This is a genomic window from Pseudomonas gessardii (genome assembly GCF_001983165.1).
GTDB lineage: Bacteria > Pseudomonadota > Gammaproteobacteria > Pseudomonadales > Pseudomonadaceae > Aquipseudomonas > Aquipseudomonas gessardii.
Window position 1 is genome coordinate 163,047 of the sequence record NZ_MNPU01000003.1, and the last position, 23,005, is coordinate 186,051.

Annotated in this window: 22 protein-coding genes; 16 read left to right on the forward strand and 6 right to left on the reverse strand. The window is 63.1% G+C overall.

Translation table 11 applies throughout. From position 1 onward, the window contains the following. Positions 1 to 59: 59 nt before the first annotated feature. The 4 genes from BLL38_RS04075 to BLL38_RS04090 all read right to left on the reverse strand — a co-directional run bounded on the left by BLL38_RS04075 (position 60) and on the right by BLL38_RS04090 (position 4,886). The gene (locus BLL38_RS04075) at positions 60 to 836 is read right to left on the reverse strand and encodes an ABC transporter ATP-binding protein (protein WP_076961376.1); all 777 of its coding nucleotides are present in this window, start codon (positions 834 to 836) and stop codon (positions 60 to 62) included. After that, on the reverse strand, positions 833 to 2,623 hold the full coding sequence (locus BLL38_RS04080) for a branched-chain amino acid ABC transporter ATP-binding protein/permease (RefSeq protein ID WP_076961377.1): 1,791 nt from the start codon (positions 2,621 to 2,623) through the stop codon (positions 833 to 835). The genes BLL38_RS04075 and BLL38_RS04080 overlap by 4 nt, the downstream gene beginning before the upstream one ends. Then, positions 2,620 to 3,657: a branched-chain amino acid ABC transporter permease gene (locus BLL38_RS04085; protein ID WP_076961378.1), complete on the reverse strand. Its 1,038-nt coding sequence runs from the start codon at positions 3,655 to 3,657 to the stop codon at positions 2,620 to 2,622. The genes BLL38_RS04080 and BLL38_RS04085 overlap by 4 nt, the downstream gene beginning before the upstream one ends. Before the next feature lie 80 nt (positions 3,658 to 3,737). After that, positions 3,738 to 4,886, reverse strand: a complete 1,149-nt coding sequence (locus BLL38_RS04090; RefSeq protein ID WP_076961379.1) for an ABC transporter substrate-binding protein — start codon at positions 4,884 to 4,886, stop codon at positions 3,738 to 3,740. Positions 4,887 to 5,592: 706 nt separating this feature from the next. Here BLL38_RS04090 and BLL38_RS04095 point away from each other — a divergent pair. The 13 genes from BLL38_RS04095 (at position 5,593) to BLL38_RS04155 (ending at position 16,585) form a co-directional block, all read left to right on the forward strand. Next, positions 5,593 to 6,714 (forward strand): amidase, encoded by a 1,122-nt coding sequence (locus tag BLL38_RS04095; protein ID WP_076961380.1) that lies wholly within the window; start codon positions 5,593 to 5,595, stop codon positions 6,712 to 6,714. Positions 6,715 to 6,733: 19 nt separating this feature from the next. Next, the gene (locus tag BLL38_RS04100; RefSeq protein ID WP_076961381.1) at positions 6,734 to 7,906 is read left to right on the forward strand and encodes an acyl-CoA dehydrogenase family protein; all 1,173 of its coding nucleotides are present in this window, start codon (positions 6,734 to 6,736) and stop codon (positions 7,904 to 7,906) included. Between the two features lie 31 nt (positions 7,907 to 7,937). After that, entirely contained in the window at positions 7,938 to 8,297 is a 360-nt protein-coding gene (locus tag BLL38_RS04105) for an IacB protein (RefSeq protein ID WP_076961382.1), read from the forward strand. Positions 8,298 to 8,306: 9 nt separating this feature from the next. Further along, positions 8,307 to 8,831, forward strand: coding sequence for a nuclear transport factor 2 family protein (locus tag BLL38_RS04110; protein WP_076961383.1), 525 nt, complete (start codon positions 8,307 to 8,309; stop codon positions 8,829 to 8,831). 47 nt (positions 8,832 to 8,878) lie between these two features. Beyond that, complete coding sequence (locus BLL38_RS04115) at positions 8,879 to 10,165, forward strand: aromatic ring-hydroxylating oxygenase subunit alpha (RefSeq protein WP_076961384.1); 1,287 nt, start codon at positions 8,879 to 8,881, stop codon at positions 10,163 to 10,165. Positions 10,166 to 10,167: 2 nt separating this feature from the next. Beyond that, complete coding sequence (locus BLL38_RS04120) at positions 10,168 to 10,644, forward strand: aromatic-ring-hydroxylating dioxygenase subunit beta (RefSeq protein ID WP_076961441.1); 477 nt, start codon at positions 10,168 to 10,170, stop codon at positions 10,642 to 10,644. 10 nt (positions 10,645 to 10,654) lie between these two features. Continuing rightward, complete coding sequence (locus tag BLL38_RS04125; RefSeq protein WP_076961385.1) at positions 10,655 to 11,395, forward strand: SDR family NAD(P)-dependent oxidoreductase; 741 nt, start codon at positions 10,655 to 10,657, stop codon at positions 11,393 to 11,395. 60 nt (positions 11,396 to 11,455) lie between these two features. After that, positions 11,456 to 12,418 carry a PDR/VanB family oxidoreductase gene (locus tag BLL38_RS04130; protein ID WP_076961386.1) on the forward strand — a complete coding sequence of 321 codons (963 nt, stop codon included), beginning with the start codon at positions 11,456 to 11,458 and terminating at the stop codon, positions 12,416 to 12,418. Positions 12,419 to 12,437: 19 nt separating this feature from the next. Continuing rightward, positions 12,438 to 12,938 carry a flavin reductase gene (locus tag BLL38_RS04135; protein WP_076961387.1) on the forward strand — a complete coding sequence of 167 codons (501 nt, stop codon included), beginning with the start codon at positions 12,438 to 12,440 and terminating at the stop codon, positions 12,936 to 12,938. A 170-nt stretch (positions 12,939 to 13,108) separates the two neighbouring features. Continuing rightward, positions 13,109 to 14,368 (forward strand): OprD family porin, encoded by a 1,260-nt coding sequence (locus tag BLL38_RS04140; RefSeq protein WP_242627597.1) that lies wholly within the window; start codon positions 13,109 to 13,111, stop codon positions 14,366 to 14,368. Positions 14,369 to 14,668: 300 nt separating this feature from the next. Then, complete coding sequence (locus BLL38_RS04145; protein ID WP_076961389.1) at positions 14,669 to 15,358, forward strand: ABC transporter ATP-binding protein; 690 nt, start codon at positions 14,669 to 14,671, stop codon at positions 15,356 to 15,358. Then, on the forward strand, positions 15,355 to 16,152 hold the full coding sequence (locus BLL38_RS04150) for an ABC transporter permease (protein WP_076961390.1): 798 nt from the start codon (positions 15,355 to 15,357) through the stop codon (positions 16,150 to 16,152). The genes BLL38_RS04145 and BLL38_RS04150 overlap by 4 nt, the downstream gene beginning before the upstream one ends. Before the next feature lie 31 nt (positions 16,153 to 16,183). Continuing rightward, positions 16,184 to 16,585 carry a RidA family protein gene (locus tag BLL38_RS04155; protein WP_076961391.1) on the forward strand — a complete coding sequence of 134 codons (402 nt, stop codon included), beginning with the start codon at positions 16,184 to 16,186 and terminating at the stop codon, positions 16,583 to 16,585. Here BLL38_RS04155 and BLL38_RS04160 read toward each other — a convergent pair whose 3' ends face one another. Both BLL38_RS04160 and BLL38_RS04165 read right to left on the reverse strand, forming a co-directional pair. Next, positions 16,586 to 18,073, reverse strand: a complete 1,488-nt coding sequence (locus BLL38_RS04160) for an aldehyde dehydrogenase family protein (protein ID WP_076961392.1) — start codon at positions 18,071 to 18,073, stop codon at positions 16,586 to 16,588. It abuts the gene before it with no gap. A gap of 123 nt (positions 18,074 to 18,196) precedes the next feature. Then, on the reverse strand, positions 18,197 to 19,525 hold the full coding sequence (locus tag BLL38_RS04165; RefSeq protein WP_076961393.1) for an alginate export family protein: 1,329 nt from the start codon (positions 19,523 to 19,525) through the stop codon (positions 18,197 to 18,199). Between the two features lie 215 nt (positions 19,526 to 19,740). On the opposite strand from BLL38_RS04165, the gene BLL38_RS04170 reads away from it, so the two are divergent. The 3 genes from BLL38_RS04170 to feaR all read left to right on the forward strand — a co-directional run bounded on the left by BLL38_RS04170 (position 19,741) and on the right by feaR (position 22,867). Next, positions 19,741 to 21,240 carry an APC family permease gene (locus BLL38_RS04170; protein ID WP_076961442.1) on the forward strand — a complete coding sequence of 500 codons (1,500 nt, stop codon included), beginning with the start codon at positions 19,741 to 19,743 and terminating at the stop codon, positions 21,238 to 21,240. After that, positions 21,185 to 21,805: a DUF3156 family protein gene (locus BLL38_RS04175; protein ID WP_076961394.1), complete on the forward strand. Its 621-nt coding sequence runs from the start codon at positions 21,185 to 21,187 to the stop codon at positions 21,803 to 21,805. The genes BLL38_RS04170 and BLL38_RS04175 overlap by 56 nt, the downstream gene beginning before the upstream one ends. A gap of 108 nt (positions 21,806 to 21,913) precedes the next feature. After that, a complete protein-coding gene (gene feaR / locus BLL38_RS04180) occupies positions 21,914 to 22,867 on the forward strand; it encodes a transcriptional regulator FeaR (protein WP_076961395.1) in 954 nt (317 codons plus the stop codon). The last annotated feature ends 138 nt before the right edge of the window (positions 22,868 to 23,005 follow it).

Sequence of the window (23,005 nt, forward strand, 5' to 3'; positions counted from 1 at the left end):
ACAGGGGATCTTCGCATGCTAGACATCTTTGGCCCCACCACAACTCAAATGTGGGGTTATCAGGTCGCGAGCATTTCCTGATGCTTGCTGCTCAGCCCCAGGTACGCCTCGATCACCCGTGGGTCGTCGGCCAGTTGCCGGGCGGGGCCGTGCATGGCGATCTGGCCGGTTTCCAGGACATAGGCGTAGTCGGCGACCCGCAGCGCGGCCCGGGCATTCTGTTCCACCAGCAGGATCGACACCCCTTGCTCGCGCAGGCTGCTGATGATGCGGAAGATCTCGCGGGTCACCAGGGGCGCCAGGCCCAGGCTGGGCTCATCGAGCATCAGCAGGCGTGGCTTGGCCATCAGCGCCCGGCCCACCGCAAGCATCTGCCGCTCGCCACCGGACAAGGTGGCGGCCAACTGCTCGCGCCGTTCCCACAGGCGCGGGAACAGGTCGTACACCTGCTTGAGGGTCTGGCCGTGGTCGCGCTCGCCCCGGCGGTGGCGCTGGAAGGCGCCCAGCAGCAGGTTGTCCGCCACGCTCATCGAAGTGAAGAGTTCGCGCTTTTCCGGCACCAGGCCCAGGCCGCGGCCGACCATCACTTCCACCTCGGGCACGGTTTCCAGGGTGCCGTCGAAGTTGACCTGGCCCCGGGAGTCCAGCACGCCCATGATCGCCGACAGCAGGGTGGTCTTGCCCGCACCATTGGGGCCGATCACCGTCACAATCTGCCCTTCGCCGACGCGCAGGCTGGCGTTGCTTAAGGCTTGCACCTTGCCATAGGCCACGCTCAGATTATCGATCTGCAACAGGGTGGTGCCGACGTTGCAGGGTTCCATTGGCATATTCATACGTCTGCGCCTCCCAAATAAGCTTCAAGCACGGCGGGGTTGTTTTGCACTTCTTCAGGCAGGCCCTGGGCGATGGGCTGGCCGAACTCCATGACCACCACGCGATCCACCAGGCCCATAACGAAGTCCATGTCGTGCTCCACCAGCAGGATCGCCATGCCTTCGGCGCGCAGGCGCCTGAGCAAGGCAGCCAGCGCCTGTTTTTCCTGGAGGCGCAGGCCCGCGGCGGGTTCGTCCAGCAGCAACAGGCACGGGTCGGCGCACAGGGCGCGGGCGATTTCCAGGATGCGTTGTTGGCCCAGTGCCAGGCTCGCGGCGTCCTCCTGTAAATAGTCACCCAGGCCGACTCGTTGCAGTTGATAGCGCGCCTCGGCCAGCAGTTGCTGTTCCTCGGCGCGGTCCAGGTTCAGGCTGGCGGCGATCACGCCCTTGTGCCCGCGCAAGTGGGCGCCGAGGGCGGCGTTTTCCAGCACGCTCATCCCGGGCAGCAGCTTGACGTGCTGAAAGGTGCGGCTCATGCCCAAGTGGGCGACATGCCGCGAGGTTTTGCCCGTGATCGGCTGGCCCTTGAAATGAATGGCGCCCGAGGTGGGCGTATCGACCCCGGACAACAGGTTGAACAGGGTGCTTTTGCCGGCGCCGTTAGGGCCGATCAGGGCGAGGATCTCCCCGGCGTCGATATGCAGGTTCATCTGGTTGTTGGCCACCAGCCCGCCGTAGCGCTTGGTCACCTGGTTGGCTTGCAGGATGCGCGTCCCCTGTTCGGCGGCGTCACGCCGGGGCAGGGCCTGTGCCAGGGGCAACGGCGCGCTGCGGGTGCGGGCCTTGAACCCTTTGCCCAGCCATGACGTCAGGCCGCCCGGCGCGCAGTGCATCAGCAGCACGATGAGGATGCCGAAGACGATGGTTTCGTAGTTGCCAGCGTCGCCCAGCAGGTGCGGCAGCCAGTCTTGCAGCCACTCCTTGAGCACGGTGAGGATGCCGGCGCCCAGCAGTGCGCCCCAGATACTCGCCACGCCACCGATCAGCGCCATGAACAGGTAGTCGATGCCCATGCCCAGGCCGAACGGGGTCGGGTTGACGAAGCGCTGGGTGTGGGCGTACAGCCAGCCTGACACGGCGGCAAACAGTGCGGCGATGACAAAGATCACCATCTTCGAGCGGAAGGTATTGACCCCCATGGACTCGGCCATCAACTGGCCGCCCTTGAGCGCGCGGATCGCCCGGCCTTCGCGGGAGTCGAGGAGGTTATGGGTGACCAGCATCGCCGCGCCCAGCACCAGCCAGATCAGGTAGAACATGTCTTCACCCTGGTCCAGGGCGATCCCGCCGAGGGTAATGGCCGGCAGGCCGCCGACGCCGGTATGGCCACCCAGAGGTTCCAGGGTGCCGAACAGGTAGTAGAGCGAAAGCCCCCAGGCGATGGTGCCCAGCGGCAGATAGTGCCCGGACAGGCGCAGGGTCAAGGCACCCAGCATCAGTGCCACGGTCACCGTCAGCGCCACACCCACCAGCAAGGTCAGCCATGGCGAGGTACTGGCCCAGTGCAGCCAGGCCGGCAGTTGTTCGGCGGTGGTCAGCCAGGCCGTGGTGTAGGCGCCAAGGCCGACAAACGCGGCCTGGCCAAAGCTGGTCATGCCGCCGACGCCGGTCAGCAGCACCAGGCCAAGCACTACCAGGGCATACAGGCCGATGTAGTTGAGCAGGGTCACGTAGTAGGGGGCGAGCACCAGCGGTGCCAGGCCCAGCAGGGCGATCAGCGCGAGGATCAGGTAGCGGGGTTTCATTCGTGTTCCTCCACATGACGGCTGGTGAGGGAGCGCCACAGCAGGAACGGAATGATCAGGGTAAAGACGATCACCTCCTTGTAGGCGCTGGCCCAGAACATCGAGAAGGCTTCGATCAGGCCCACCGCGAGAGCGCCGAGGGCGGCCACCGGGTAGCTGACCAGCCCGCCCATGATGGCGCCGACAAAGCCCTTGAGGCTGATGATGAAACCGGAGTCGAAGTACAGGGTGGTGATGGGCGCGATCAGGATCCCGGACAGGGTGCCGATCAGGGCCGCGAGAACGAAGGTGCTCTTGCCGGCCATCTCCGGGGAAATCCCCATCAGGCGTGCGCCCATGCGGTTCACCGCCGTCGCACGCAGGGCCTTGCCGTACAGGGTGCGCTCAAAGAACACAAACAGGCCGATGATCAGGCCCAGGGACGCGGCGATGATCCACAGCGTCTGGCTGTTGAGCGCCACCGGGCCCAGTTCCAGGCCTTGTTCGGAGAAAGGCCGGGTGCGCGCGCCTTCCGGGCCGAACAACAACAGGCCCATGCCCACCAGGCTCACATGCACCGCAATCGAGACGATCAGCAGCACCAGGGAGCTGGCCGAGGCGATGGGTTGGAAGGCCAGCCGATAGATCAGCGGCCCCAGGGGCACCACCAGCGCCAGGGTCAACAGGGCCTGCAGCGCCATGGGCAGTTGCGCCAGTGGCAGGGTGTTGACCAGGCCCACCATGGCCATGGCGTAGGCGATCTTCACCAGGCTCTTGCGCGGTAGGCGCCAGGCGTGGGGGCGGCGCAGCGAGGCGAGCAGGTCGAGGGCGCCATCGAGCAGGGTCAGGGCCAGCAGCAGCCAGACCAGTGCGGTCGGGTGGCCGGCCTGCAGGCTGGCCATGGTCAGGGCGCCATAGGTGACGAACTCACCCTGGGGGATCAACAGGATCCGGGTCACGGTAAACACCAGGAGAATCGACAAGGCCAACAACGCATAAATGGCGCCATTGGTGATGCCGTCCTGGCCAAGCAGCAAGGCTATCTGGGCATTCATAGGGCAACTCTTTGCACGGGGTCATCAGGCTTGCGCCGCCCGTCGGACACGGCTGGCCGAGCGGGCAGGGGCGCGCGGTCTCAGTCTTTGAGCAGGGTCCAGGTGCCATTTTTCACCTGGATCAGCTCCCGGCCGCGTTCATCGAACCCGCTGTGGTCAGCCGGAGTCATGCTGTAGACACCTTGGGTGCCGGCCAGCTCGTGGGTGCTTTCCAGGGCGTCACGCAGTGCCCGGCGAAACTCCACGGTGCCCGGCGCGGCTTTGGCGGCGGCCAGGGGGATGGCGGCTTGCAGCAGCAGGCCGGCATCGAAGGTGTTGGCGCCGAAGGTGGCGGGCTTGCTGCCATAGAGCTTCTGGTAGGCGGCGGTGTAGTCGGCGGCGATTTTCTTCGAGGGGTTGCTTTCGGGCATCTCATCGAGGACCAGCATCAGGCTGGCGGCAAGGATCGTCCCTTCGACCTTCTTGCCACCGAGCTTGAGGAAGTCCGGTAGCGCCGCCCCATGGGTCTGGTAGACCTGGCCACGGTAGCCCTGGTCGAACAGCGTGGCCTGGGGCATCACCGCCGGGCTGCCGGGGGCCGCGACCAGCACCGCGTCGGGGCGGGCGGCGAGCACTTTGAGGCTTTGCCCGGTGATGGAGGTGTCCTGGCGCTGGAAACGTTCGTTGGCGACGATCCTGATCCCATGCTCGCTCGCCAGGGCTGTGGCCACCTTGGCCCAGTTCTCGCCATACGGGTCGGCGGTGCCGATCAGGCCCAGGGTTTTCACCTGGTGTTTGGCCATGTGCTCGAACAGCGCCTTGGCGATCAACTCGTCATTTTGCGTGGTCTTGAACACCCATTTTTTCTCGGCCGTCATCGGCAGGATCACCGCCGCGGTGCCCACGGGCGACAACAGCGGCACCTGGGCCTCGGCGACAAACGAGATCACCCCGATGGCGTTGGGCGAGCCGCTTGGGCCGATGATCGCATCCACGTTGTCTTCGCTGATCAGCTTCTTCAACGCCTTGACCGTGGCCGTCGGGTCGCTGCCGTCGTCCAGCGCGATGTAGCGGATGGCCTGGTCGCCGACCTGGGTCGGCAGCAGCGCCACGGTGTTTTTCTGTGGCACGCCGATCATGGCCAAAGGGCCTGCGGCCGAGGTGATCACACCGACCGTGACTTGCGCCTGGGCCAGGGATACGCAGGCCGCACTCAGTAGCAAGGTGGACACAGTTTTTTTCAAGAGCATGGAGTTCTCCGAAGCATTGCAAGGCTAAGCAAGCGCCCGTCCCTCGGCCCGTCGCCGCTTGAACAGCGGTCGCGGTGCGCGATGGAGGCGAACCCTTGGCGGTTGCCGCAACGGCGTGAGCCGCTATTGATGGGCGAGTAGGGCGATAGCAGGTTGCATGCCAGAAAAATCTGCGGTGGTTGTGTGAAGCGGGATTTATCCCGGGCAGCGGCCGGTGTGTTTGCCCCTTGAAGGCGAGGCAAGCGAGCGTTATGCGAGGGCGCTAGCTCGCGGTTTTATCGCTATTTTCGGTGGGTTTTTTTATCAAAAAATACGCAATAAATTAGCTGTTTTTGATGGTTTTTTTTCACGATAAAACAATCGGTAACTTTTCGTTTCTACGTATTTTTTGAGATATTTTGCGCTCCAGGTAAACAGAAGGATCGTGTGAAGGGTGGTTTGTTTTTTATTTATCTATATGAAATATAACGATTTATTATTTATTTTATGTTGAGTTGAACAATTTTCAGAGTGTTACCGAAATGCACGGCTCCGGTGCGTTCGCTGAAAAATGTGCACCGAAAATACCCATAATTTTAAATAGACAAATCAATTGACATTTCACGTAAATATTATGATTTTAGATTTAAGCGCTGGGCAGGGTTTTACCTGCCCAGTCCACTGAACAGGCGACGCACAGGCGTCGCAACATTGAGCGGGAGGTGACATGACCATCGTCGTCGAGCATTTGGCTTTGGGAGGTAATGGTCTGTCGGTGATGGTCAAGGACACGATCGACATCGCAGGTTATGCAACCCGTGCCGGCAGCCGAGCCCTGGAGCGCGCAGCGGCGGCATCGGAGCATGCCGAGGTGGTCAAGGCCCTGCTCAAGGGCAATTGCCAGATCCTGGGCAAGACCAGTCTGCATGAGCTGGCCTTTGGCACCACCGGGATCAATCACTGGAGCGGCACCGCCGACAACCCGCTGTACCCCGGCTACATCCCTGGCGGTTCCTCCAGCGGCTCGGCGGCGGCGGTCGCGGCGGGGCTGGTGGACTTCGCCCTGGGGACCGATACCGGTGGCTCGGTGCGGGTGCCGGCCGCCTGTTGCGGGGTGTTTGGCCTCAAGCCGAGCTTTGGCCGGATTAGCCGTGCGGGGGTGATGCCCAGGGTTTCCAGCCTCGATTGCGTTGGCCCGTTTGCCGCCAGCATGGCGCTGTTGATTGCGGCCATGCAGGTCATCGACCCGGGGTTCGTTGCCCAGGCCTGTCCAGCCGACCTCAGCATTGGCGTAGTGCCGGTCGCGGCGCATCCGCAGATCCTGCAAACCCTCGACCAAGCATTGGCCCGCAGCGGTTTTGCCCTGCACCCCACGCCGCTGCCCGGCATGCAGGCGGCCTACGACGCCGGCCTGGCGGTAATCAACCGTGAGACCTGGAACGCCTGCGGGCACCTGTTGCCCGGCGGCCTGCTGGGCGCGGATATCGCCGCACGCTTGCAAGCTGCGGGCTTGACCGGCGACGACGAACTGCAGCAGGCCGAACAGGTGCGCGAGGCCTTCACCCGCGAGGTAGACGCGGCCCTGGCGCAACACCCGATCCTGGCCTTGCCGACGATGCCCGATTACCCCCTGGCAGTGGTGCAGGCCGCGGACACCCGCGCCGCCATCGGCATGACTCGCCTGGTGCGCCCCTTCAACCTCTCCGGCCACCCGGCCCTGAGCCTGCCGCTGCAAGGGCCGAGTGGCCTGCCGGTAGGCCTGCAACTGATCGCCGGCAAAGGCCAGGACGCCTTGTTGTGCGCCGTGGCCCTGATGATTTCGCAACGCCTAGAACAACAATCAGCCTGATTATTTTTGGAGGTATTCCATGACTGCACTCCGTGCACAAAGCCCGAGGTCCGACCTGTCGATTATCGACGGTGAAGACTTCCAGCAACTGCTGGACGACATCCGTCGGCGCGCGCGCAGCGGTGAGTTCGACCAGCAAAAACACATCAGCCCCGACATCATCCAGCGCTTTCGCGAGCTGGGGGTGTACCGCGCCCTGGTGCCCAAGCGGTTCGGCGGTGACGAGTGTTCGCCGGGGCAGTTCTGCCAGATGGTCGAAGACATTGCCCACGCCGACGGCTCCGCCGGTTGGGTGGCGAGTTTTGGCATGAGCCTGGTGTACCTCTCGGCGTTGCCCCTGGCGAGTATCGAGCAGGTCTACGCCAACGGCCCGGACGTGGTGTTCGCCGGGGGTATCTTCCCGCCGCAACCGGCCGCGTTTGTTGATGGCGGTCTGGAGGTCAACGGGCGCTGGAAGTTCTCCAGCGGCTGCATGGGTGCCTCGTTGATCGGTGTTGGCATCGCCCCGAAAAACGGCGACATGCTCGGCCTGCCACGCATGGCCGTGATGCCCCGGGACAAGGTGCGCATCGAGCAGACCTGGGACGTGACCGGCTTGATCGGCACCGGCAGCCACGACCTGGTGGTCGAGGGCGTGGTGGTGCCCGAGGAGTGGACTTTTGTGCGTGGCGGGCCGTCGAGCTTGAGCGAGCCGCTGTTTCGCTACCCGTCGCTGTCGTTCGCCACCCAGGTGTTGTCGGTGGTCGGGTTGGGCGTGGCGCGGGCTGCGCTGGATGAACTCAGTGGCATGGCCAACGGGCGCATTTCGGTGACCGGCGCGCCGTCCTTGTCCGACCGGCCCCTGGCCCAGGTGGAAGTGGCCAAGGCCGAGGCGGCCTTGCTCTCGGCCCGGGCCTGGTTCTACCAGGCCATCGACGACGCCTGGAGCAGCATCCTCGCCGGCGACCCGGTGTCGGTGGCGCAAACCAACCTGCTGCGCCTGTCGTCGACCCATGCCACCCGCGTGGCCGCCGATGTTGCGCGCACCGCGCAGATGCTCTCGGGGATGAGCGGGGTGTACCGCAGCAGCCCGCTGTCGCGCTTCGTCAACGATGCCCAGGTCATCACCCAGCACGCCTTTATGGGCGACATGACTTACCAAAGCGCCGGGGCGATTTTCTTCGGCAACAAGCCGTTGCCCGGCTATCTGTGACGTTCGATTTTCAAGAAAAAAGGTGACTGCAATGAGCGATACCAAAGCCTTGCGCGTGCTGTTTTGCATGGGCATCAACCAGAACTTCTTCGACGCCCCACGGGACGAGCAACTGCAGGTGTGGGCTGCGTTCAGCCAGATGTGGAATGGCATCCATGACCTGCCGGGCGTCACGGTGTTCGGCAACATGGACGATGACCAGAGCATGGTCGGCCCGTCCACCGGCTACCCCTGGACCACCTACCTGCTGGCGGACGTGCCGGGCATTGCCAGCGTGCATGCGGCCTGCAACCTGTTTCGCAGCACCCCGGTGGGTGACGGCACCTACAAGCTGTGGAAGTACTGCAAGGTCGAGGCCCGCACCGGCCGCGAACTGATTATCCAGCGCTGAGGCCCGGCCATGAACGAACAGCTCCAAGCCCTGGCGCAACGCCTGGAAACCCTGGAAAGCGCCAACGCCGTACGGGCCTGCATGAACCGCTACATGCAGCTGTGCGACGACCTGGGCGCCCACTCGCCGCTGGATGAACTGGCCGACCTGTTCACCCCCAAGGCGATCTGGGAAGGCAAGGGCAGCAGGTACCAGGAAGCCTTTGGCGGCTACCACGGGCGTGCCGCCATTCGCGGGATGTTTGCCACCTACATGGTCGAGCCCGCGCACTTTGCCCTCAACGTGCACTTCCTGACCAGCGAACAGATCGAGGTCCGGGGTTTGCGGGCCAGCGGTGCCTGGGTGATGTTGCAGACCTCGACCTTTGCCAGTGGTGCGTCCCATCTGAACAGTGCGCGCCTGAGCGTGACCTTCGAGTGTGAAGACGGCCACTGGCGCATCGCCCATTTCCAGACCGAGAACCTGTTCAGCCGCCCCGTGAGCCTGTGGAACCACAGCGCCCGGTTGCCGGTGCCCCATAAGCCGGGTGAGTGAAACCCGCATTCAAGTGAGTCGGCCCGGCGGGTCGACGAGGAGACATCGTGAATAACCTGATTCAAGCCGTAAACCTTGACAGTTGCCCGTCCGAACGCGTCCTGTCGGACCGTGTGCACACCTCGCTGTACACCGACGCGCAAGTCTTCGACCAGGAGCTGGAGAAGATTTTCTACAAGACCTGGATCTGGGTCGGCCACGTCAGCGAAATTCCCGACGCCGGCAGCTACAAGACTACCTACGTCGGCAAGCAGCCGGTGATTGTGGTGCGTGACCGCAAGCAGGCGATCCATGTGCTGCTCAACCGCTGCCGCCACCGCGCCGCCACGGTGTGCGAGCACAAGAAGGGCAAGACCAACAGCTTCGTCTGCCCCTACCACGGCTGGAGCTACGCCCTCGACGGTTCGCTGCGCGGCGTGCCGCACCCGGAGAGCTACGCCGACAGGCTGGACAAGGGCGAGCACCCCCTGGTGAGCCTGCGGGTCGAACAATACGCCGGGATGATTTTCGCCACCTTCAACGATGCCATCGAGCCGCTGGAGGACTTCCTCGGCGCGGCCAGGAAATGGATGGACCTGTTTATGAAACAGGGCGGTGGCTACCCGATCAAGGTTGCTGGCGAACACCGCTTTCGCTTCCCCGGCAACTGGAAAATCCAGCTGGAAAACACCACCGACGCCTACCACTTCCCGCTGGTGCACAAGTCGTTCCTGTCGTCGGTGGATAAGCAGACCGAAGAGATGCTCAATTTCGTCGGCGGCAGCGGCTACGTCGAAGACCTGGGCAACGGCCATAGCGTGATGGTGATGATCCCGGACCTGATCGACCTGGAAGCCAACCTTGAGTTGCCGATCCCGGCGCGGTTTGAGGAACTGGCCGGGCAACTGCGCGAAGAAGGGCATGACGAGCAGGCGGTGCGCCGCATCGTCCGTGCCGTGGGCGGTTCGGGGTTCAACCTCAATCTGTTCCCCAACATTGCGTGCTCGATGGCGTTCTTCCGGGTGTTGCAACCGATTGCCGTGGACGAGACCGAGATCCACCACGCGGTGATCACCATGGACGGCGGCCCGGCGGTGGCCAACCGTTACCGTTTGCGCCTGCATGAGCACTTCCAGGGCCCGATGGGGTTTGGCACGCCCGACGATTCCGAGGCGTGGGAGCGGGTGCAGAAGGGCGCCAGCGCGGGCACCGACCTGTGGGTCATGCTCAATCGCGGCCTGGCCGGCGAGCAGGCCAGCGCCGATGGCCTGGTCAGTGATGTCAGCGCCGAAACCGGCATGCGCGCCGGCTATCAGCAGTGGAAAAAAATGATGTCGGCCCAGGAGACCCAGTGATGATCAACCTACAGCTGCTCAACCAGGCCAGTGCCTTTATCTGGCAAGAAGCGGACATGCTCGATCACGGTGAGTTCCAGGCATGGCTGGCGCTGTGGACCGAGGATGCCACCTATATCATCCCCATCGACCCCCTGGAAACCGACTTTGAAAACACCCTCAACTATGCCTATGACGACCATCACATGCGCCAGTTGCGGGTCACACGCCTGACCAGCGGCGAGTCGATTTCCACCACGCCACGGGCGCGTACCGTGCGCACGCTGTCGCGGTTTCGCCTGCTGGCCGATGACGGCGCCACCGTCACTGTGCGCTGTGCGCAGAACCTGCGCGAATGCCGCAAGGATGTGCTCAAGCACTACACCGCCGATATCACGTTCGAGCTGGCGCGGGACGGCGACAGTTTCAAGATCCAGCGCAAGCTGATCCACCTGATCAACTCCACCGACACCCTCGCCGGTATCGGTTACATCCTGTGAGGGCGCCGGCATGACACAGATAGCCTTAGTGACCGGCGCCGCCCAGGGCCTGGGGTATGCCATCGCCGCCCAGTTGTACGCGGCGGGGTACGCGGTGGTGCTCAGCGACCTGTCCCAGGCGGCGGCAAACGCCTCGGCCCGGCGCCTGGACCCGAGCGGCGAGCGCGTGCTGGCGCTGCGTCTGGACGTGGGCTGCAAGGCCGACTTCGAGCAGGCGCTGGCGGCGACTGTCCAGCGTTTCGGCGCCCTGCATGTGTTGGTCAACAATGCGGCCATGACCCTGGCCACGCCGTTGATGCAGATCAGCCCCGAGGAGTTCGAGCGAGTCACCAACATCAACCAGCGCGGCACCTTTCTCGGATGCCAGGTGCTGGGGGCATACCTGGCCGGCCAGGGTTATGGGCGGATTATCAATATGGCGTCCCTGGCCGGGCAGAACGGCGGGACCGCGACCGGTGGGCATTACGCGGCCTCCAAGGGCGCGATCATCACCCTGACCAAGATCTTCGCCAAGGAGCTGGCGGCGCGTGGGGTGACGGTCAATGCCATCGCCCCGGGGCCGATCGACTCGCCAGCGGTGCATGCGGTGGTTGCGTCCGAGCGCATGGAGCAATTGCTCGAAGCGATCCCGGTCAAGCGCCTGGGCAGCGCCGATTACATCGGCCGCCTGGTGGTGCAACTGGCGGAGCAGGATGCCTATTTCGTCACGGGGGCGACCTGGGACGTCAACGGCGGGCTGTTTATGCGCTGACGCGACAACGGGCCGACCGTGATCGGCCTTGGCCAATAATAACCAGCGGAACGAGCCGATATGAGCGTGCAAACATTATTGAAAGTGGTGGTGCAAAAGCGCCAGGAACAGGGTCAGGGGGTGGTGGTCCTCGACCTGGCCGACCCCGATGGCCAGGCCTTGCCGGCCTTCGAGGCCGGGGCCCATGTGGATATTCACCTGCAACCGGGCCTGATCCGCCAGTACTCGCTGTGTGGCGACCCGGCCAACCCCCAGGTCTACCGCCTGGGCGTCTTGAAAGATCCGGGCTCGCGCGGCGGCTCCGTGGCGGTGCATGAGCAATTGCTGGAAGGCCAGGTGGTACAGATCAGCGCGCCGCGCAACCTGTTTCCCCTGGCGGCCGATGCGCAACACTCGATCCTGATCGGCGGCGGCATCGGCATCACGCCCATGGTGGCCATGGCGTATGCCTTGCAGGCTCGTGGGCAGGCGTTCCAGCTGCACTATTGCGCGCGTTCGCGCAGCCTCTGCGGCTTTATCGACGAGCTGCAGCACGCGGCATTTGCCTCGCGGGTCCACACCCATTTCGATGACGAAGACCCGGGGCAGCGCCTTGATCTGCCCGTGGTGCTCGGGGTGCCCGGTGCGGGAGTGCATGTCTACGTGTGCGGGCCGGCCGGCTTCATGGATTGGGTGATCAGTGAGGCGGTCAAGGCCGGGCATGCCCAGGACCATATCCATCGTGAGTACTTCCAGGTCGAGGTCGATAGCAGCGGCCAGGGCTTTGAAGTGGTCGCCGCGCGCAGCGGCAAGCAGGTGCAGGTCCTGGAAGGCCAGAGCATCCTCGATGCCCTGGCCAGTGTCGGCATCAAGATCGAAACCTCCTGCGAGCAGGGGGTGTGCGGGACGTGCCTGTGCGATGTGCTGGAAGGTGAGCCCGACCATCGGGATGTCTACCTCACCGACGACGAAAAGGCCGCCAACGACCAGATCCTGGTGTGTTGCTCGCGGGCCAAATCGAAAAAACTGGTGCTGGACATCTGAATCGGCGGAGGGCAAGACCATGGTAGATACAACAGGTTTTCGCAATGCAATGGCATTGCTCGGCGGCGCCGTCTCGGTGATCGCCACCGATGGCGCGGCTGGGCGCTTCGGCTTTACGGCGTCTGCGGTGTGCAGCGTCACGGACCAGCCGCCGACCCTGCTGGTGTGCATGAACCGGGCGTCGACATCCAATATCAACTTCAAGAGCAACGGCGTGTTGAGCGTCAACGTGCTGACGGCCGATCACCAGGCAATTTCCGGGGTGTTCGCCAATCGCGAGATGAATACCGAGCAGCGTTTTGCCTGTGCCCAGTGGCTGACCCTGGAAAGTGGCGCGCCGATTCTGCAGGAAGCGCTGGTGAGTTTCGACTGCCGGATCGCCCAGGCCCACGAGGTGGGTTCCCATACGATTTTCTACTGTGAGGTGCTGGGTATCTGCAATGGCGAAAGCCAGGAAGGCCTGGTGTATTTCAACCGTGCCTATCATCGTTTGGGGGACGCATCGAAGGCCGCTTCCTGAGTGTTGCCAGGGTTCTTTAAAACAACAATAAGCGTGCCCCGCACGCATGCGTCTTTTTGCAGCCAGTGGTTATAAAAACAAGACTGCGGATTAACTGCCCCTTAGTGATCTGCCCCACTCAAATGTTTTGCGCGCATAGAAAGGAACCACCGATGCCTCTTGAAAATAGAATGGCCCGCGACTGCGTGTTCGTCGGCCTGCTGGGCTGCTTTACGCCGCTGTTTGCCCAGGCAGACTTTATCAACGACCGTCAAATCAGCCTGGGCCTGCGTAACTTTTACCTGGACCGGGACTTTCACCAGACCGATGCCCCCAAGTCCAGGGTCGGCAGTTGGACCCAGGGGTTCGACTTCAAGGCCGCCTCCGGTTACACCGAAGGCCCCGTGCAGTTTGCCCTCGATCTCTACGGGCAGTACGCATACCGCCTGGACGGCGGCGGCGGGCGCGGGCCGGACTCGGTGATCCCCTACGACGACAGCCGTGGCGAACCGGTGCAGGACTATGGCCGCGCAGCATTCGCGGCGAAAGTCCGCTACTCGAAAACCGAACTTAAGCTCGGCGAACACCGCCCGACCTTGCCGGTGGCGTATTACGACGATACCCGGCAACTGGTGACCACGTTTAATGGAGTCAGTATCGAGTCCAAGGACATCGACAAGTGGACATTGACCGCCGGGCGCTTCAACCAGGTCAGTTCGCGGGAGTCTTCCGACCGTGAAAAGATGTACCTGTTTAACGGCCCGGATATAAAACGCCGCAGCGACGGCCTGAACTTTGCCGGTGCCACGTATGCACTGACTCCACAGTTGGCCGCGACGTATTTCTACGGCCAGTTGGAAGATATCTACCAGCAGCAATACTTCGGCCTGAGCCATGACCTTGACCTGGGGGGCGGCTATGCGTTGAAAAGCGACCTGCGATACTTCGATAACCAGGAAGATGGCAAGGCGCTGTACGGCAAGATCGATAACCGCTCCTATGGCCTGATGAGCGCTTTGAAAAAAGGCGGCCATACCTTTGGCGTCGCCTACCAGCGCATGCTCGGTGAAAGTGGCTTCCCCACCCTCAACGGTTACGCGCCCCAGCCGTACCTGGTGAACTGGTCCGTGGTGTCCTACGTCAAGCCCAATGAAAGCTCCTGGTCGGTGAGTTATGACTACAACTTCGCGGCGATGGGCATCCCCGGGTTGAAGTTCAAGACCCGCTATTTTCGCGGAACAGGCATCGACCGCGGTAACAACGCCCTGGACCAGAATGTTGAAAGCGAACGCTGGCTGGGCCTTGGTTATGTGGTGCAGGATGGGACGTTCAAGAACCTGGGGCTGGAGTGGCGCCGTTATGACGTCAAGACCCGCTACGGCAATGGCAGCGCGGCGGGGCCGGACTATACGGAAACGCGCTTGATTACGACGTATGTGGTTAAGTTCTGAGGAAGACTTCAGTGTGCTGGCAGTGAGTGTGCACCTCGCTGCCAGCCAAATCCCAGACAAAGAAAAGCCCGCGATGGGGAGTGCGGGCTTAAAGGGTTTCACTAGGAGCTGGGACTACCCTAGGCCCCCGACTGTGAAAGGGATGTGAAAGCGCGAAGCGATCTTCTTGCACAAACCTTATCCGCTTTAAGGTTGGGAGTCGTAGTGGTGGAGTATGCCATCATGTCTTGGGTGCAGCCCTTTGCGCGAATGAGGCAGTGGGGTATTTGATTGCCAGTTGTTCAACCGAGTGATGAGTCCATGGCCGACCGCCAATCCCCCCTGATCGAGGCCAAGGCCCTGCTGCGACTGGACGAGCGTCACCAGGCGGCGTTGCTGCAACCGACCGATTTCCAGCTGTACCCTGGCGACCGCGTCGCAATCACCGGCGCCTCCGGCTCGGGTAAAAGTGTCCTGCTCAGGGTCCTTGCCCTGCTGGATGCGCCCACGTCGGGGCAGGTCCTGTGGCACAACCAGGCCATCGCTCATGCGCGGATTCCGACCTATCGCAGCCGCGTCTGCTACCTCTCCCAACGGCCTGCGCTGCTCGAGGGCACGGTGGAGGACAATCTGCGTTTTCCTTACTCGCTCGCCACCTGGCGCCACTTGACGTTTGATCGGCAGAAGGTCTGCGCATTGCTGGCCCATGGCAGAAAGGCGCCGGACTTCCTGTCGAAAAACGCCGGGGATTTGTCGGGCGGCGAAGCCCAGGTGCTGGCGCTGATTCGCACGCTGCAGTCAGACCCGGATGTGTTGCTGTTGGACGAACCGACCGCAGCCCTCGATCCCGCATCGTCCAGTGAAGTCGAAGCCTTGATCCGCGCCTGGTTTGACAGCAGTAGCGCCCATGCCTATATCTGGGTGTCACATGATCATGAACAGGCCCGGCGGATGAGCACGCGGCAGTTGCACATGGACGCCGGGGTCTTGAGCGCGGTGGGCCAGGCATGAATTACCAGAATCTCAGCGCCACCGACCTGGCAATCGCCGCCTCACTGATCCTGATCAATGGCGCGCTGTCCCTGCTGTTAAGGCTGGGCCTGGGGCGCGAGCTGATCTGGGCCGCCATCCGCACGGTGGTGCAATTGTTGGCGATTGGTTATCTGCTGGGCTGGGTCTTCGCGTTCGCCTACTGGTACGTGGTGCTGCCGCTGATGTGCCTGATGACGCTGATCGCCGGCCTGTCGGCGGCCGGCCGGGGCAAGCGCACCTACAAGGGCCAGCGGGTCGATAGCATCGTGTCGGTGTGGGGCAGTTCCTGGCTGGTCACGGCATTGGGGTTGTTTGCGATTATTCGCATCCACCCCTGGTACGAGCCGCAGTATGCCATCCCCATCCTCGGGATGATCCTTGGCAACACCCTGACCGGTGTGTCCCTGGGCATCGAGCGCATGACCCAGGAACTGACCACCGGGCGCAACAGCCTCGAGATGATCCTGGCCCTGGGCGGCTCACGCTGGGAAGCCGCCCAGGGCGCGATCCGCCAGGCGGTGAGGGCCGGCATGATCCCGACGCTCAACCAGATGACGGTGGTGGGCATCGTCAGCCTGCCGGGCATGATGACCGGCCAGGTGCTGGCCGGCGAAAGCCCGCAGGACGCGGTGCGTTATCAGATCGTGATCATGTTCCTGATTGCCGCATCGTCGGCATTGGGCACGGTGGGGGCGGTGCTGCTGACCTACCGGCGGCTGTTTTGCGCGGACCATCGCTTCTTGAGGTATCGCCTGGAGGAACGCTTGGGGTAGCCTTGTTTCCTACAGACAACAAGAAGTCGTCATGCAACGAAGAACCCTCAACCCCCCGACAGTCTTCAACTCCCTGCAATACGGTTTCAGCCAGGCCATGGAAGTGCGCGAGGGCCGGCGTATCCTGCTGTCCGGCCAGGTGGGGGTGGACGCTGACGAGCGCACCGTCGGCCCCGGCATCGCCGAGCAGACCGCCACCGCCCTGGACAATATCGCCAAGGTCCTGGCCGCAGCCGAAGGCGAGCTGTCCCATGTGATCATGCTGCGCCTGTATATCGTCGAGTCCGCCCGCGACCAGCAGGAACCCATCGCCGCCGCGTTGCGCGAGCGCTTCCCGGAAAACCCGCCGCCGTCGTCGTGGATCATTGTCAGCGGCCTGTCGCTGCCCGAGTGGTTGATCGAGATCGAGGCGGAGGCGCTGATCCCGGGGTGATCAGTAGCGCATCATCACCGACTTGAGCTCGGTGTAGTCCTCGATAAACGCGCTGCCAAACTCCCGGCCAATGCCCGAGGACTGGTTGCCGCCGAATGGCACGGCCGGGTCGAGCAGGGTGTGCATATTCACCCACACCGTGCCGGCATTGATCGCCGGGACCATGCGCAGCGCCTTGCCCAGGTCGTTGGTCCACAGGCTGGCGCTGAGGCCGCCAGGGGTGTGGTTCATCAACGCCAGCAACTCGTCCTCGTCGTCGTAGGGCAGGAAGGTGGCGATGGGTCCGAAGGTTTCCTCGGTGAGCAGCGTGTCGTTGATGCTGTTGGCGAGAATGATCGTGGGTTGCACATAGCAGCCGGGCCGCTCCATCGGCTGGCCGCCATGGATGATCGTGTTGTGTTCGGCGCGGGCGGTGGCAAAAAAGCCTTCCAGCTTCAACTGGTGCTGGCGATGGGTGACCGGGCCGAACTCGGTGCGCTCATCCAGCGGCGAGCCGATGTTCAGCCGGCTCAAGCGCTGGGCCAGGGCTTCCATGACCGGGTTGATCTGCGAGCGGTGGACGAAGAAACGCTCGGCCGCCGCACAGATCTGCCCCGAGTGCAGGAAGCCCGCTTCGATCATGCCGTTGACGGCGGTTTCCAGCTTCACATCGCGCAGGAACGCCGCCGCGTTTTTGCCCCCCAGCTCCAGGGTTGCGCGGGTCAGGCCGGCGCCCATGGCCGCACGGCCCACCGCAAGGCCGGTGGGCACCGAGCCGGTGAAGGACACCTTGTCGGTGCCGGGGTGTTCGATCAGCCCCTTGCCCACCTGGCCGCCGCCGGTCAGCACGTTCAGCACGCCAGCAGGCAGGCCGGCTTGCACCGCCAGTTCGGCAATGCGCAGCAGGGTCAGCGGCGTGAATTCGCTGGGCTTGATGATGATGCTGCACCCGGTCACCAGGGCCGAGGCGAGCTTCCAGATGGCGATCATGGTGGAGAAATTCCACGGCACGATGCCCACCACCACGCCGACCGGTTCGCGCAGGGTGAAGGCGGTGTAGCGTTCGCCGGCAAACGAGGGCAGCGACGGGGTGAGGGTCTGGCCACTGATCTTGGTTGCCCAGCCCGCGTAATAACGCAAAAAATGCACGGCCTGGTCCACTTCAAAGGCGCGGGAAATCTGGATGAGCTTGCCCGACTGGCAAGTTTCGATCTGTGCCAGTTCCTCGCGGTGGCGTTCCAGCAGGTCGGCGAGTTTGAGCAGCACCTGACCACGGATCGCCGGGGCGGTTCGCGACCACTGTTTGAAGCCCAGCCTGGCGGAGGCCACGGCCAGCTCGATATCACTGGCTTGCGCGTCGGCGACCGTGGCGATGACCTGGCCGGTGGCGGGGTTGATCACCTCCAGGGTCTGGCTGGCCTGGCTGGGGATGTAGCCACCGTCGATAAACAGGCCGTGGTCTCGACGCAGGAAGGCTTCGACCTGGGGTAGCAGCGCGATATCGCTCATGGGGTGTGCCTGATCAAAAAGGAAAACCCGAGGCTAACCAATGCTGCGGGCTAACGCTTGACTGTGCCTGCCGGGGCGTATGTCTGTGGCTGCCATGCCCCTGTGGGAGCGGGCAGCCACGTCTTAGAACGGCACCGCCACCACCAACTGGCTATACACATTGGTGCCATTGCCACCCACCTGGTTGCCGCCCGTCTCCTGGTCTTTGTCGGGGCGGTACAGGCCAATCAATGGCGTGAGGATCAGGTGCTCATTCACCGCCCATTCGGCATACAGGTCCAGCTCGCGGCCATCCAGGTCGAGCCTGTTGCGTTTGCTCACGGTCTGGTAGTCGAAGAACAGCGCGCCGAGGGTCAGGTTGTCCAGTGGCTTGAGTTTGAACGCCACATGCTGCACCGCCGTGTTGCTGTTGTAGGGGCCGGCGTAGTTGCCCGCCACTTCGCCCTGGACCCAGGTGCCAAAGCCTCGATTGAAGCCGGCGAACAGGGCGTCCCAGTTTTTCGAGTAGCGTGCATAGCGGTAGGTCAGGTCCGGCGACCAGGGCTGGTCGGCGAAGGTATAGCCCGCCTCGGCGTACCAGGCTTTTTCCGGGCCGGGGTCCTTGTCCTGCCAGGCGTATTCAAACGAGAAGTGCGCGTTGTCGATCCCGGCATTGCCGCTGCCGCGCAGGCTGTAGAGGTTCATGCCCCGGCGTTGCTTTTGCAGGTCGTTGGCAAAGCGCTGATCCACATCGATGCCGTGCAGGTAGGTCAAGCCCAGGGTGCCTGGCGCGGCGCTGTATTCCAGGGTGCCGATGGCCATTTCGGTCAGGGCCTGGGCGCGGTTGTCGGATTCGATCCACATCAGGCTGCCATGCAGGCCGTCCTTGCCGCCCAGGCGCATCACGGCCGCCTTGTCGAAGGCATGCCGCGCGGCGATGTAATAGGCGCCGCCACGGTCGAACTCGCCGTCGGCCACGCCATTGCCCAGGTTCGGGCCGTCGTCGTTGACGATAAAACCGTCGCCCACGGTGATGATCTGGCGCCCGTACGACAGGTCCAGGCCATCCTTGCCCAGCGCCGGTAAAAGGTCCCCCGAGCGCCAGCCGGCAAAGGCTTCGTCGAACGTGGTGGTGCGCTCGCTGCCGTCGGTCACGTGGGAGGCATCGCCATCGCCCCAGGTGCCGGAACTCACCAGGTTGGCGGTGCCATACACACTGCCCGGGCTACCCAGGGTCTGCTCGACGCTCAAGCCATACTTGATAAAGCCTTCGCGCCAGGTCGAACCGCCCTGGCTGCCTTCGTAGTTCTTGCGGCTATTGAACAGGCCGTATACGGCCAGGAAATTGCCGGTGATGGTGGTGTCGTCGTCGGCATACAGTTCGATTGCCTGGGCCGCAGGGTGGCCAAGCCACAACGCAAGAGCCAGGCCGGCAGCCGGGCGCAGGTGGCGGGTTTTGAGTGTGTGCTCCATTGTTATAGTCCCCCAGGGGTTAAGTTGAGGGCGCATTAGGGCGAGCGTCGGCGGCGCAAGTCTTTCACCTGCGTGCCAGGCAATTGATCCTGGCCGCCAAGCCGCAAGCCCTGGCAGGCAGCAACAAAATCGGCGGCAGCCAGGGGCAAGACGCTCCGGTTGGGCGGGTGCACAGTGCAAACACTTCTAAAAAATCCCTTTCGAGGATCTGCACCATGTCGAGCAATGACAGACTTACCGCGCACCTGAACCGGGGCACGGTGGGTTTCCCCACCGCGTTGGCCAGCACCATTGGCCTGATCATGGCCAGCCCGGTGATTCTCACCGCGACCATGGGCTTTGGCATTGGCGGCAGCGCGTTTGCGCTGGCCATGCTGCTCGCCGTGGTGATGATGCTGGCCCAGGCCACGACCTTCGCCGAGGCCGCCTCGATACTGCCCACCACCGGCTCGGTGTACGACTACATCAATTGCGGCCTGGGGCGTTTTTTTGCGATCACTGGCACCTTGTCGGCCTATTTGATCGTGCATGTGTTTGCCGGCACCGCCGAAACCATCCTGGCCGGGGTCATGGCCCTGGTGAACTTTGAACACCTCAATACCCTGGCCGAATCCGCCGGTGGCTCCTGGTTGCTGGGGGTGGGCTTCGTGCTGGTGTTCGGTGTGCTCAACGTGTTTGGCGTCAGCGCCTTTGGCCGCGCCGAGATCATCCTCACCTTCGGCATGTGGACCACCTTGATGGTGTTTGGCGTGCTGGGCCTGATCGCCGCCCCGGCGGTGCAACTGGACGGCTGGTTTGGCGAATCCCTGGTGGGCAGCGACCTGGTGACGGTGCTGTCCCTGGTGGGCATGGCAATGTTTATGTTTGTCGGCTGCGAATTCGTCACCCCGCTGGCCCCGGACTTGCGCCAGTCGGCCAAGGTCATGCCACGGGCCATGATGCTCGGCCTGATGGGCGTGGCGACGTGCATGTTCATCTACGGCGCGGCCATGAAGCGCCAGGTGGAAAACGTGGTGCTGGACGCAGCCAGCGGCGTGCATCTGCTGGACACACCCATGGCCATTCCACGCTTTGCCGAGCAGGTGATGGGGCAGATCGGGCCGCTGTGGCTGGGCATCGGCTTTCTGTTTGCCGGCGCCGCCACCATCAACACGCTGATGGCCGGTGTGCCACGCATTCTGTATGGCATGGCGGTGGACGGCGCATTGCCCAAGGTCTTCACCTACCTGCACCCACGCTTCAAGACCCCGGTACTGTGCATCCTGCTGGCAATGCTGATTCCCTGCCTGCACGCGCTGTACCTGGGCGGCAACACCGACACCATCATGCACCTGGTGCTGGCGGCGGTGTGTGCCTGGAGTTTCGCTTACCTGCTGGTCACCCTCTCGGTGGTGATCCTGCGTATTCGCCGCCCCGATTTGCCACGGGCCTACCGCTCGCCGTGGTTCCCGCTGCCGCAGCTGCTGTCCAGCGTCGGCATCCTGTTGGGCATGTGGTTTATCACGCCACCGGGGATGAACCCGGCGGATATCTACATCCCGTTTGGCGTGATGCTGGGCGGTACTGCGGTGTATGCGCTGTTCTGGACCCTGGTGGTACAGAAGGTCAATCCATTCACGCCGGCGTCGGTAGAAGACGTGCTGGCCAAGGAGTTTGCCAATGAACCGGGTCACACTCACCACGGCTATAGCGGCCCTGCGGCAAAAGCTGTCTGAAGGCTTCAGCGCACAACGCGCACCGGCGGGATATCAGCCGGGGCGCACCCTGGGGCAATTGCAGCGCAACCTGGGACTGGCGCGTTTCGAGCAGGTGTCGCCGACCTTGGCGCGGGCAGACCTGGAGGACGACAGCCTGCACTTGGAGATCCGCGAGCGCACCGAATCGCAGCTGTTGATGCACCTGGTCATGACCGAGTTCAGTTTGTGCCTGCCCGCCTCGACAGAGGGCGCGGCGCGCTTTGCATTGCACCATGGCGGGGCCATCCGCCGGACCGGCATCCGTTGCCGGCAACGCTCGGGCGAGGGCGCATTGCTGGGGGCATTACAGGCGCGCCTGCAACAGGACAGCGCCTTGCAAGCGGCGTTGATGCTCCTGGATTTCAAGCGCCTGCATATCGAGCTGCACGCCCGGCAATGGCACATCCGCCTGGAACATATGGGCGGCAGCGAGGTGGTCAATCGCCTGCCGGCCTTTCGGCGCTACATCGCCTTGAGCCGTGAACAGCGGGATGCGCTGCTGGCTGCGCTGGCCGGCTTGCAGCGCGTAGTGGGCGGGCTCTGACTGGCATCATTCGTGCAATCACCATGGCGGACAGGTACTGGTTGCGCGCATATAGATAACATGTTAACTATTGCCCGACAAAAACAATAAGCCATTGTGGAGACACCCATGGGTATCCAACAGCGTGCACAACAGGGGCTCGACACCTGGAACCGCGATTTGCGTGCGATGTGCGGCCACTTCGACACCGAACTGGCCTTCAACCGCTCGCTGTTTATCGGCGAGTTTTCCATGCTTTCAAATGGCGGGTTGCCCTTGGCCAGCCTGCGTACCAACGCCGGGTTGATCAAGCGCCAGGCGAGCAACCCCGACCGCGATAACGACCAGGATTGTTTTTTGGTCAGCCAGCGCAGCGGCTATTCGCAGATTGTGCAGAACGGCCAGCGGGTACAACTGGCCCCTGGCGAACTGCTGTTGATGGACTCGGTGGGCTCCATTGAAATCACCCCGTTCGGCTTGATCGAACATCTCTCGCTGTCGTTGCCGCGCGCCCAGGTGTGCAAGCAGATGGGCAGCCAATCGAAGACCTTTGGCAAGATTTCCTCCAGCAAGGCCTGTGGGCGCATGCTGCATGTGTTGATGGACCAGTTGTGCAAGGGCGGCGAAGGCGCCGAGGATGAGGTCGAGGCATTGCAGTGTGCCTTTGTGTCGCTGCTGGGCTCAGCCCTGGAGCAGGACGATGACGGGCGCGACGATACCGTGGCATTGCAAGGCAACAACCTGCGCAGCTATGTGCAGAAGGTCATTGAAGAGTCCCTGAGCCAGCCTGGCTTGAGCCCGGTGGGCCTGGCCAGCCGCCTGAACATCTCGGTGCGCCATTTATACCGGTTGTTCGAGGAGCAGGACGACAGCGTCTGCCGCTACATCCAGCGTGCGCGGCTCAAGCGCAGCGCCGATGACTTGACCAACCCGTTCCTGCGCAGCGAATCGATTACCTCGATTGCCTATAAGTGGGGCTTTACCGATTCGGCGCATTTCAGCCGTTCGTTCAAGAAGCAGTTCGAGCTGTCGCCCAAGGCCTTTCGCAGTAGCCGGTTGCAGCAGGCGGTAGGAATGGCCTGACCGCGGTTTATGAAGCCGCACATACCCAATGTGGGAGCAGGCTTGTGTGGGAGCGGGCTTGCCCGCGATTGCGGTGTGTCAGATTAGAAGTATTTAACTGATCCACCGCCATCGCGGGCAAGCCCGCTCCCACACAAG

Excerpts from the sequence above, each read along its gene's own strand:
- BLL38_RS04090 (WP_076961379.1), bottom strand. The coding sequence starts at position 4,886 with ATGCTCTTGAAAAAAACTGTGTCCACCTTGCTACTGAGTGCGGCCTGC.
- BLL38_RS04150 (WP_076961390.1), top strand. The coding sequence starts at position 15,355 with ATGAATTACCAGAATCTCAGCGCCACCGACCTGGCAATCGCCGCCTCA.
- BLL38_RS04170 (WP_076961442.1), top strand. The coding sequence starts at position 19,741 with ATGTCGAGCAATGACAGACTTACCGCGCACCTGAACCGGGGCACGGTG.
- BLL38_RS04165 (WP_076961393.1), bottom strand. The coding sequence starts at position 19,525 with ATGGAGCACACACTCAAAACCCGCCACCTGCGCCCGGCTGCCGGCCTG.
- BLL38_RS04105 (WP_076961382.1), top strand. The coding sequence starts at position 7,938 with ATGAGCGATACCAAAGCCTTGCGCGTGCTGTTTTGCATGGGCATCAAC.
- BLL38_RS04130 (WP_076961386.1), top strand. The coding sequence starts at position 11,456 with ATGAGCGTGCAAACATTATTGAAAGTGGTGGTGCAAAAGCGCCAGGAA.
- BLL38_RS04075 (WP_076961376.1), bottom strand. The coding sequence starts at position 836 with ATGAATATGCCAATGGAACCCTGCAACGTCGGCACCACCCTGTTGCAG.
- BLL38_RS04160 (WP_076961392.1), bottom strand. The coding sequence starts at position 18,073 with ATGAGCGATATCGCGCTGCTACCCCAGGTCGAAGCCTTCCTGCGTCGA.
- BLL38_RS04110 (WP_076961383.1), top strand. The coding sequence starts at position 8,307 with ATGAACGAACAGCTCCAAGCCCTGGCGCAACGCCTGGAAACCCTGGAA.
- BLL38_RS04080 (WP_076961377.1), bottom strand. The coding sequence starts at position 2,623 with ATGAAACCCCGCTACCTGATCCTCGCGCTGATCGCCCTGCTGGGCCTG.
- BLL38_RS04145 (WP_076961389.1), top strand. The coding sequence starts at position 14,669 with ATGGCCGACCGCCAATCCCCCCTGATCGAGGCCAAGGCCCTGCTGCGA.
- BLL38_RS04135 (WP_076961387.1), top strand. The coding sequence starts at position 12,438 with ATGGTAGATACAACAGGTTTTCGCAATGCAATGGCATTGCTCGGCGGC.
- BLL38_RS04125 (WP_076961385.1), top strand. The coding sequence starts at position 10,655 with ATGACACAGATAGCCTTAGTGACCGGCGCCGCCCAGGGCCTGGGGTAT.
- BLL38_RS04100 (WP_076961381.1), top strand. The coding sequence starts at position 6,734 with ATGACTGCACTCCGTGCACAAAGCCCGAGGTCCGACCTGTCGATTATC.
- BLL38_RS04155 (WP_076961391.1), top strand. The coding sequence starts at position 16,184 with ATGCAACGAAGAACCCTCAACCCCCCGACAGTCTTCAACTCCCTGCAA.
- BLL38_RS04175 (WP_076961394.1), top strand. The coding sequence starts at position 21,185 with ATGAACCGGGTCACACTCACCACGGCTATAGCGGCCCTGCGGCAAAAG.
- BLL38_RS04140 (WP_242627597.1), top strand. The coding sequence starts at position 13,109 with ATGGCCCGCGACTGCGTGTTCGTCGGCCTGCTGGGCTGCTTTACGCCG.
- BLL38_RS04095 (WP_076961380.1), top strand. The coding sequence starts at position 5,593 with ATGACCATCGTCGTCGAGCATTTGGCTTTGGGAGGTAATGGTCTGTCG.
- BLL38_RS04085 (WP_076961378.1), bottom strand. The coding sequence starts at position 3,657 with ATGAATGCCCAGATAGCCTTGCTGCTTGGCCAGGACGGCATCACCAAT.
- feaR (WP_076961395.1), top strand. The coding sequence starts at position 21,914 with ATGGGTATCCAACAGCGTGCACAACAGGGGCTCGACACCTGGAACCGC.